This is a genomic window from Candidatus Tiamatella incendiivivens (assembly GCA_015522635.1).
In the GTDB taxonomy this organism is placed as follows: Archaea; Thermoproteota; Thermoprotei_A; order Sulfolobales; family Acidilobaceae; genus Tiamatella; species Tiamatella incendiivivens.
In genome coordinates this window covers 23,341-33,192 of the sequence record WALW01000022.1, presented here as the reverse complement: position 1 = coordinate 33,192, position 9,852 = coordinate 23,341, and the positions used below count along the sequence as shown (strand labels likewise).

The following is a 9,852-nucleotide window of genomic DNA, read 5'->3' as shown; positions in this document are numbered from 1 at the left end:
TTGGTGCGGCCGCCGGGATTTGAACCCGGGACCCCCGGCTTGGAAGGCCGGTGTCCTAGTCCAGGCTAGACGACGGCCGCTTCCATTCCATGGCTATCTCTAGTAGGTATTAACCAGTTTTTAAATCATTCCAGAGAATCTAGACTCAATAAAATGTTATTGTTACTATTATATATAGTTTTAAATAAAAAATTAATAGCTCTAAACACAATATCTGACTTGGAAATGAAGAAATGACAGAGAGAAAAGTCAATAAATTGACGAAAAAACTACAGAAACCTTATGCGAATGGTATGAGTAACTCTTCACACAACATTGAAAGCCAGGGTTTTATTTGTAGTGTTGGTGATTTTGATCTCCTTCTCAAGGGTAGATTAAGGCTCGGATCCCCCCCCCCGGGGAGATTATCATAGGGCACACTGATGCTGGTAAGACTATTCTTGGGGTTACTATGCGTTTTAAAAATGTTTTCCAAGAGAGTAAGTGTTTGTATTTTAGTACTCAGGAGCCTAGGGGGAGTTATTTTTCGATTATAAAGGATGTAATTGTAAGAGTAATTCCTGTCGAGGATAATAAGCGGGGTAGAGCTTATCGGGGAACCTATGTCCGATCTTTCAGTAGAAATCTGTTTGCAATGAATGATAATCAATTGAAGAATTTTCTAGTTGAAATGCATAAACATATTGGGTTTAAACTGGAGGATTGAATATGGTGAATTCTATTGAAGATCTGAGGCAGTTTCTCCTTGATTATTTTTATTCAAAGTCTCCGGGAGTATTTATCCTCTTGGATAGAATTTGCAAGGATAGGTTAGGTGTTAGTTTGATTGATGCAGTTTTTCATATGCCGGATAAGCTTTATGATTTAATTCTAGATGTCTATCGGGATAGTTTGACTGCTAACTTCATTTTTAAATCCTTCATCCTTAAACCTATTAGCTTGAAACTTGATAATAATATTACTGTTGATGAACTCTATGAAGTAGCTAGAAATGGAGCTGAGAAGCTAAAAGATATACTTGCGAAAGGAGGAATAGATACATGTAAAATGTGTAAAAGTGATAACTCGAATAAGACTTGTGAGAAAGTGTAGTTTTTTACTTTCCAACCAGGATGAGTAAATAATTAATAGACATGTATAAAACGGATATCCCCCCGGAGAGTGACATGGGTACGACCAATAAATATACTATAAACATTAGAGGACTAGAAGAAATATCTAAGCATTCGATCAATCCTACTTCTACCATTGTAATAGGAGGGCATCCCGGAGCAGGTAAAACTACGCTTGCAACAGCTATTTGTAAAGATAATATGGAAAGAGGCCATAAATGTTTATATATTTCATTCCAAGAGGAAAAGGATCGCCTTTATATGATTATGCGAGGAATTGGAATAGATCTTAACTACTATGAAAATATAGAATTGTTTAAATTCGTTAGACTACCTATAACGTTAGAACCTGATGTTTTAATGAGTACCCTTAATAGTTTAATACTCGAGTTCACGCCGAATATTGTAGTAATAGACTCGATAACACCTATAATTGAAAGTGTTGATACAAGTTCTAGGAAAAGAGCATTAGTCCAAAATTATCTATATAATCTATCAAAAACTATAAACGGCGTGATCATCTTACTTGCAGAACTCGAATTTGGGGACGACAAGCTTCAGCTAGGAAACATTTCGTTTGTATCTGACATATTGATTTTATTAAAATATAAACTCGAAAGGGGGTTAATGATTAGGGAAATGGAGATCAAGAAAGCCAGAGGCGCCCCTGTAAGACTAGCCCAAATTCCGTTCGCTATAACCAGCAAAGGGTTTAGAACGTTTCCACCTCCCTCGCCGCAGCAGATCAAAGTAGGGGAAAGCGGGAAGTATCAACTCAGTTTCCCTATTTTGAAAGATTATATAGGGAATATAAGCAGTGGAGAAAATTTCCTCATGGTTTGTGAACCAGATGCAAGGAGCACATTGTCCATTTACATTTTACTGGATATTTTGGCGACAAATAACCTCAAGGGACTTATAGTAACATATAGATATGGTGCTGGAGAAGGTAAAGAACTTATCGCAAGGGCACTTGGAACTACTGGACTCTCAACTAATGAAGCCACAAGGATTATGGATAAACACCTGGAAGTCATGTCGGTTAACCCGTCTGGAATGAGTATGATTGAATTACTCGCGTATGAAACAATGCTTGTAGAGGAAAAACGCCCTGATGTTCTAATGTACCATGGAATTGATGTATTTAATTCTATTGTAAATCAACAATCCTACTTTAACGAACTATTAAATCAAATGTTTACGTTAAAGAAAATGGGTATTGTAGTAGCTAGATATATGAATAACGTTGATGATACTTTTTACCGAAGAAACGCAGCACTCTCAGATTTTATTATCAAAGGGAAATTTACAGATAAATGCGGTGAAAAATACCTAGATAATTTCGGCTTGTGCTTCTATGCATGGAGGAGAGGTAGGAAACCTAGATTTATTACGGAATCAGAGGCTTTTTCTCCTGTAAACCTTAGTAACCTCAGAGAATTACTGCTAAGATCGATTGAAAGAGAATAGGGTAATATTTAGTTAAAGCATCTTACCTTAAGGGTGCTATGTTAGGCTTTTGTCTAACCCTTCTCGGGCACCCCCTTATAATTTTTAGAGGATATATTAGACAGTTAGAGGTGAATTCATATGAGTATTGTAATAAGGAAAGAGGCTGGCAAAATAAAGGTGAGACATATGAGGAAGAAATTTGTAGCGGATAAGGAGGCAATAGAGGATTACACTGTAACCGTTTACGGTGAAGCTGCATAATTAATTGTTTTACATTAGTTTACCGTAAACTCCTCCCTGAAGCATCATAGTATACAATGGTGCTGTCATAGGATCAACATTCAGTATTATCTTCGTCACCCTTGAACCAGCAAGCTTATACCACAAATCCTTATAGTAACCCTCGTCCACACTAGTCCCGTAAAACACTACATATGGAGTCTTTCGCACGCCAACTCTAAGACTCCAGTGACTAGGTATTGCTACGATCGGATCAAGTAAATAGTGATGGATTGCAGCAGGTAGTTGTGGAGGAGTATACATCACTAATACGCCTTTACTGTTGGTTATAGATTGAAGGAAATTCAGTTCACTTGAGTAGGCTTCGAGTAATCCTCCTACCGACTCGTGGAAGCCTTCTTTAACGATGTCATTGAGCCTATTCATCCTCAAATCTTTTTTCATACTCCCCATTACCCCCCATTTCAAAGCTGCCAGGGACATTGTAAAGTAAGGGGACTCGTCTGTGAACACGATGAGATCCTCGGGATCGAAGTATTCTTCGAGCGCTGGAGAAAGTATGGGTGTAAGTATTCTAGTCGGGTAATTCATTAACGTAGAGTTCTGGTATGCTGCGACTAGGTTAGGGTCTCTCGTTGAATTATTCCATATTATGACTTGATCATAGTCTGTGTAAGGGAGTAGGTTGGTTATCGCAGTTACACAGTCAACTAATTCAATGTTTTCTACTCCACTAATCTTGAGTGTCCAGTAATATATGCGGGCTGGGCCTATTCCTGTGTTGCAGTATAGTACCACTGTTTTACCTTCTATCTTTGGAGGCTCTAGTTTACTTATGATCTCTTCAGAGTTTTTGATAGTAGATCGTAGAAGATTGGCGTGTTTCATTTATGATCATTCACTCCATACAGGTTAGACTACAGCGTGTTTTAACGAGTTGCAACAGCTGCATTTATCCGTGTCCGGGTCTCCTGTAAGCTTGGGGACTAATTTAATGATAACGTTCCTTGCCTTTTCTACATTACTCTTCATTATTCTCTCAACTTCACCTGCTGTCACAGGGTGATCCGCCCATACATCATAGTCTGTAACCATTGCTAACGTAGTATAGCATAATTCAAGCTCGCAAGCCAAGTTTACTTCTGGCACTAGAGTCATGCCTATAATGTCGGCTTTGAATACCTCCCTCCACACTCTGCTCTCCGCTCTTGTCGAGAACCTCGGCCCTTCAATGCAAATATATGTACCACCGTAATGTACACCATAGCCTAGCTCATTGATTGTATCATGTACTTTATTTGACAGATCTTCGCAGAAGGGATCAGCCATACTAACATGGACTGTTACTGGGCCGTCAAAGAACGTGTAGAGCCTATTCCTCGTCAAGTCAATGAACTGACTAGGTATAACAAGGTCGCCTGGTTTATAGTCCTCTCTTAGGCTACCTACGGCGGAGACGCTGAGAATCCATTTTACACCAAGATTCTTCAGTGCCCACATGTTCGCCCTGTAGTTAATCGTATGAGGGGGTGTTCTATGGCCTCTACCGTGCCTAGGTAGGAATGCTACCCTGACTCCACTTATCTTCCCTACAGTGATGAAGTCACTCGGCTCCCCATAAGGTGTATGTACTTTAACCTCGACGGGAGCCTCTAGTGTGCCTGGATCATATATTCCGGAGCCTCCTATAATGCCTACTCGAGCCTCGACTCCCTCAGGTCTTTTCAGGTTAAAAACCATTCAACTGTTCACCTCTTGTTATGGGGTTCCTTTCTTTAAATATCCCGTCTTAACTAGTTCACGTATTGCTTCACTCCAGTAGAAACCAAATTCTTTTGGCTTTATTCCATACCACTCCACAAATATCTCTTCAAGAGTCTCTAGAGCGAATCCTGTTTTAAGCCTCTCATCCTCACGAAGGGTTCTCTTTATAAAGTCTTTGAGATCCTCAAGCCTTGTCCAAGGGTATTGGAACCATGCCCAATCCTTAACTTCTAGATAATAATAGTCAGGCTCAAATTTAGCCACACTACTTATCCACTGGAGAGACGCAGTTTTTACTTCTCCAGGATTCCAGTTCTCGGAAACGTAATTCCGTGCAAGTTTCAGCGTTTCACCTGTATCAACTATATCATCTACAACTAGAACATTCTCGCCGTTTAAATCCACTTTAAACGGGTACTTGAGAATAGCCCTCTCCTCAGCTTTTGCAGCCTCAGTCCAATGCTGGCTCTGCACACTAAGCATATTGTTGACGTCAAGGAAATCAGCTAAAAGCCTGGCAGGCACATATCCACCCCGAGCAACAGGCACAATAACGTTAGGCCTCCAGCCGTTGTCTGAAATAATACGGGACAACCTATAGGTCCATTCCACTATTTCATCCCAAGACACAAGTTTAACAGGAACCTTAACCAAATTACTCACCCATCAACACATCTAACGCCTTAAAGACATGGTAAAACCATGAAACAATTAACTAACGCCTAGTATTAAAAGAATAATATTCACATATACCAAACTAATATATTGAAGCTAATGGTGCAGGATGATTTGAAGAACGCGATTGCATTATTCAGTGGCGGCAAAGATTCAATGCTATCAATTATAAGAGCTGTAAGAATGGGTTACCAGGTTAAACAACTTTTATTCATGGTGCCTACACTACCACTACCGAACCCTCACTTGGAAAATGTCCACATAGTAAGGAGAATATCAGACTCCATGGGAATTCCCATAAAAATTGTAGAACTAGAGGAAGGTAGGGAACAAGAGTCACTGGCTGAAGCTATAAAACAAACAGATAACACCGAGGCTTTAGTGGCTGGAGATGTTTTACTTGAAGATCACGTTAAGTGGCATAAGAAAGTCTGTGAGCTATGTGGGTTAGAGCTAATAGAACCCCTCTACGGTGAAGACACTAGCAACTTATACAGAGAACTGTTCAAGTATGGAATTGAATTCACAATCATAGGAGTAACACCGCAATTGCCGAGAGACCTCATAGGGACGAGAGTCCATGGTGGAAACAGTGATCACATACTTACACTACTAAAAGCCCACAGGTCGGATCCGATAGGAGAATACGGTGAATACCATACCCTCGTGAACAATTCTCCCCTCATGAAGATCCCGCTAAACTATACACTCCACTATACAGTCAATAAGGGCGACTACGGGTCATACGGCATATGCAACATAGCCCCATAATCGAGGCACTTGACTCCCTAAAAGAACAGGATAACCCTTAAGATACTGTAACTTCCCCTGTTCTCCTACTGTTAAACCAGTAGACAAACGCGACTATATAGAACAATATACTAACCTGGAACACAGCCGAAGCAAACAGACCCGATACCAACCCTATTTCCGAGCCCTTTAGGAAGTAGGATACGACGAACAGTACGAAACTGCTGACTAGATAGATATCCGCAACCCTTCTAATCGTCTTAAAACGAGTCAAAGCAGCAAGATGGAAGAGTAGACCTATACCCAGGAACAACAGGCTTGTCACGCCGATTACTCCGCCGGCCGAGGACTCCTTGAGCAAGTATGCTAAGGGCAGTAGGATAAACCCTATTACAAGGTAAATATCAGCTATTCTATCATACCTCATAAAACCACCTATATCAACGTAAATAATTACCAGTCAACCCTAAATATAACTTATTCAACTCTAATTGCAAGTCTAAAGGAGAACATGTCTTGGTCACCTCATAGTATTGTAATAACAAGTTTACTAGAAATGTGATTTGCAATTCCAGAGATGACGTAGTGGAGGAACTCTACAAACTATTCTATTACATCAATGAAAAACATTACATAGAATTAATCATCTATATGGTCTCCACAAAAAAAGAATTCAATTGACCAGCAGGTTTTCCCGGAGGTCCCCCATGGTTTTAGAATACTTATTTAGAGATAAACAGGTATCCAGGAACATATAGCTGTACCTGTAACTTTGAAATATGGGGCTTGCCCATACTGGAATACTATATTCACAGCAATGACGCTGGGATCGCTGGGCCCTATATTGAAGCAATACCCTATATTAAGAAGAACGATATAGAGACCACTAATCTCAAAATTCAGGGAGACCCATGTTGCTAATCCAATAAAACGCCCTTAGCACGACCGTAAATTCTAGATACTCATTGGAATGAAGTATTGTTCCAATACGAATAATATCCAGGGAATTCATACACTTGCCACTAAAAACGAGAATCCTATATAAGCATAGTATTAAAGAGAGATACTCTCATACGCCAATAAAAATTTTAGCCACAACCATATAAAGAAATACGGCCAAACATGTATAACCAAGTATCACAAGGAACCCTATCTTAAGTGCCTGGAACAAATGCCTAAGATGAGGTAGTTCTCCTATTCCAATAGAATAGTTGCCGGGCTTTTCTAATTTAACACCTAAGGCAATTGCCATTGCACCAATAGGCCAGCCTGCATTCACGCTCTCGAGAAGTGAAGCCATTCGCCTAAGAGTATTAAGTTCATATATTTTCGAGTGTTTCATTAACTTAGAAACAAGGAGGATAAGAATACCTGTGATTCTAGCAGGCAGATAGTTCATCAAAGTATCAAGTTTAGCCGAGAACCATCCCTGCTTTACCATAGGAGGGCCTTTAAACCCGAGGGATCCATCGAGAGTATTAGACAACCTCTGTAACAACCCTCCTAAAGGACCAAGCATAAAGAAATATGTTAATGGGCTAACATAACCATCAACCAGGCTTTCAGAGAATGACTCTATCGTGGCAGACAGTACATGGGGAATGTCTAGAGTATATACATTCCTCCTAACGAGCCCTTGTACATATCTCCTAGCTCTCATCTCGTCTCCATTAGAGAGTTTATGTCCAACGTTTCTCACAGATGTAAATAATAGTGTTATACCCATACTAACCTTTACAATAACCGCAATCACTATTATACTAGTTATTAAACTATAAGGTTTCGGGAGAACACTGGACACGTATAATAACAGCACGGGGGGAAGTACATGGATTATTATACAGCTCCCAGCGTTTAAAACTCCCCATAAATAACCTGCATATGGCCTATAGAGTTTTTTAGAGTAGATATAACATGTATGGACAGGGTGGAGTTTAAGTAGTATTCCTCTATGAAGTGGGTATATAGCATCTAACAATAATCCTAGTATGAATCCGGGTAAAAGTATTGATGGCCTATTAAGCAACAGAATACTCGTCACCCAGTTTGCATCCATTCATCCCCACCCTATAGCGAAAGCTAGAACCAGAAACCCTATTGCGCGAGCAAGCTCAAGGGAGAAGCCTATGACGTCTCCGTTGACCATTCCCAAAATATTCAACGATCTTCTGGATGAGTAGGCAGAAGAGATTAATGATGCCATAAGACCTAAACCAAACCCGAATGCATCAAGAGCTGATCGAATCATAGCAAGCACGGCTAAAATGATAATTATGGTAAGTATATTGAGATGCACAGTTCTACGTGAGTACCTTATGAAAAGCCTTCCCAAACCCTTATACTCAGGTGGTTCTCCTAGGAGAGCAGTCAAATACAGGGATTCGTATACTCCTGCATTAACGAAGATAATAATGAGAGGATTTTCACGCAAAATAACTAAGAGGCTGGTATAAACTGTTATCAGCAATAGGAATGTACATGAAATAGCTTTCGCCCCTTTCCTAGGATCCTTGAGAACCCTTAACGCGTCCTCCCCCCGGAACCCCGATCCTAGTACGTCGCAGAAATCGGCGTAGCCATCCAAGTGTAATAATCCGGTGAACAGGTATAGCAACACGAAAGTAGTAACCCCTTTTAGGAGAGGGTCGATTGGTAGATATGCTGGAAAAATCGAGAGCGCTCCTATTATTAAGCCTATAATGGGAGACCAGTAGAGTCCTCGTGCAGCAGCGTCTATATCATATGCCTGAACTGGTAGAATTGTAAGGAACCCGAGCTCCGCTACTAGCTCTTTAAAGAAGTTTAGATGTTTGCTCAAACGCTCTCACCAATTCTTTATTGTCAGATCTCTGCCGAACAGCAATTCTAGTATACTTGCTTCCTAATCCTCTGAACGTATCTCCCCGTCTTAGGTAGATCCGGCATCTAAGCATCATTTGAACTAGATCAAACGTGTCAATCCACTCATGCCGAACTAAGAAAAAGTTCGCTTCCGACGGGTATACTTGGAATCCTATTCCAGAAAGCTCTCTTCCCAGCCACCGTCTCTCCCTTCTAATATACTCTTTGGACTTCCTAAGGAACCCCATTAATTCACTCCTATAGGACTCAATTATCCTAGTAAGAGTGCATTCAGCAATAGAGTTCACTTGCCAGGAACCGGTAACTTTCCATAGTCCTTCAATACCTTCCTTCCATCCTATAACAAGGCCTATTCTCAAACCAGGCAAACCAAGTGTCTTAGTTAGGCTTTTGACAGTAAAAACACTGTCTACACCACTATATGATGATGAGAACTCGCCCTTAGAGAGATCCATATAAGCTTCATCCAATAGTAGATAGGTATCGCCGGGAAGCATGGCTATGAAATCATCTATGTCCCTATCGCTAAACAATGTTCCAGTAGGATTTACAGGGTTCACAATTACCACAACCCTTGGCTTCAAAGAGTTCCTAACCACCTTTACAACATTAACCCAATCCAGATAGAATTCCCTTCCCTGATCCGTCATAGGAATCTCGATGAGGTTTATTCCTGTGGCAAGCGCAAAGTCGGCATAGTCGCCGTATGAGGGTATAATCCAAATTATTGTTCTAGGTTTTATGTAGTGAATGACTGTGAATAATCCTTGGGAAGCACCGTTGGAAGGATATATCAACTCTGGATCAATGCCGTAGAGTTCTGCTAATCGTTTCCTAAGGGTATCATACTCCCAGTCTGGGTAGTATTTTATTGACTCAAAGCACTTATAGACGTTCTCCATTATAAAACCTGGTGGAGCAAGAGGATTGATGTTCACGCTGAAATCAATGACATCTAATCCGCCTCTGTATCCCCCGTGAAATCTAGTAGGCATAA

Annotated in this window: 10 protein-coding genes and 1 tRNA gene; 3 read left to right on the top strand and 8 right to left on the bottom strand. The window is 40.5% G+C overall.

Features of this window, described 5'->3' with window-relative positions:
• Window position 1 precedes the first annotated feature (1 nt).
• A tRNA-Gly gene (locus F7B60_05920) sits at window positions 2-80 on the bottom strand.
• 742 nt (window positions 81-822) lie between these two features.
• Between F7B60_05920 and F7B60_05915 the strand changes: the two genes are divergently transcribed.
• Both F7B60_05915 and F7B60_05910 read left to right on the top strand, forming a co-directional pair.
• Complete coding sequence (locus F7B60_05915) at window positions 823-1,092, top strand: hypothetical protein (GenBank protein ID MCE4615044.1); 270 nt, start codon at window positions 823-825, stop codon at window positions 1,090-1,092.
• A 74-nt stretch (window positions 1,093-1,166) separates the two neighbouring features.
• Window positions 1,167-2,582, top strand: a complete 1,416-nt coding sequence (locus F7B60_05910) for a hypothetical protein (GenBank protein ID MCE4615043.1) — start codon at window positions 1,167-1,169, stop codon at window positions 2,580-2,582.
• Window positions 2,583-2,834: 252 nt separating this feature from the next.
• Here F7B60_05910 and F7B60_05905 read toward each other — a convergent pair whose 3' ends face one another.
• The 3 genes from F7B60_05905 to F7B60_05895 are packed head-to-tail and all read right to left on the bottom strand — an operon-like array spanning window position 2,835 to window position 5,222.
• Window positions 2,835-3,692 carry a hypothetical protein gene (locus F7B60_05905; protein ID MCE4615042.1) on the bottom strand — a complete coding sequence of 286 codons (858 nt, stop codon included), beginning with the start codon at window positions 3,690-3,692 and terminating at the stop codon, window positions 2,835-2,837.
• Between the two features lie 24 nt (window positions 3,693-3,716).
• Entirely contained in the window at window positions 3,717-4,544 is an 828-nt protein-coding gene (locus tag F7B60_05900) for an S-methyl-5'-thioadenosine phosphorylase (GenBank protein MCE4615041.1), read from the bottom strand.
• Window positions 4,545-4,562: 18 nt separating this feature from the next.
• Window positions 4,563-5,222, bottom strand: coding sequence for a phosphoribosyltransferase (locus tag F7B60_05895; GenBank protein ID MCE4615040.1), 660 nt, complete (start codon window positions 5,220-5,222; stop codon window positions 4,563-4,565).
• A gap of 135 nt (window positions 5,223-5,357) precedes the next feature.
• On the opposite strand from F7B60_05895, the gene F7B60_05890 reads away from it, so the two are divergent.
• Window positions 5,358-6,014, top strand: coding sequence for a hypothetical protein (locus F7B60_05890; protein ID MCE4615039.1), 657 nt, complete (start codon window positions 5,358-5,360; stop codon window positions 6,012-6,014).
• A gap of 37 nt (window positions 6,015-6,051) precedes the next feature.
• Here F7B60_05890 and F7B60_05885 read toward each other — a convergent pair whose 3' ends face one another.
• The 4 genes from F7B60_05885 to F7B60_05870 all read right to left on the bottom strand — a co-directional run bounded on the left by F7B60_05885 (window position 6,052) and on the right by F7B60_05870 (window position 9,850).
• Window positions 6,052-6,420: a hypothetical protein gene (locus F7B60_05885; protein MCE4615038.1), complete on the bottom strand. Its 369-nt coding sequence runs from the start codon at window positions 6,418-6,420 to the stop codon at window positions 6,052-6,054.
• A gap of 642 nt (window positions 6,421-7,062) precedes the next feature.
• Window positions 7,063-8,049 carry a cobalamin biosynthesis protein gene (locus F7B60_05880; GenBank protein ID MCE4615037.1) on the bottom strand — a complete coding sequence of 329 codons (987 nt, stop codon included), beginning with the start codon at window positions 8,047-8,049 and terminating at the stop codon, window positions 7,063-7,065.
• Entirely contained in the window at window positions 8,050-8,811 is a 762-nt protein-coding gene (locus F7B60_05875) for an adenosylcobinamide-GDP ribazoletransferase (GenBank protein ID MCE4615036.1), read from the bottom strand. It abuts the gene before it with no gap.
• Window positions 8,786-9,850: a histidinol-phosphate aminotransferase family protein gene (locus F7B60_05870; protein MCE4615035.1), complete on the bottom strand. Its 1,065-nt coding sequence runs from the start codon at window positions 9,848-9,850 to the stop codon at window positions 8,786-8,788. The genes F7B60_05875 and F7B60_05870 overlap by 26 nt, the downstream gene beginning before the upstream one ends.
• Window positions 9,851-9,852 lie beyond the last annotated feature (2 nt).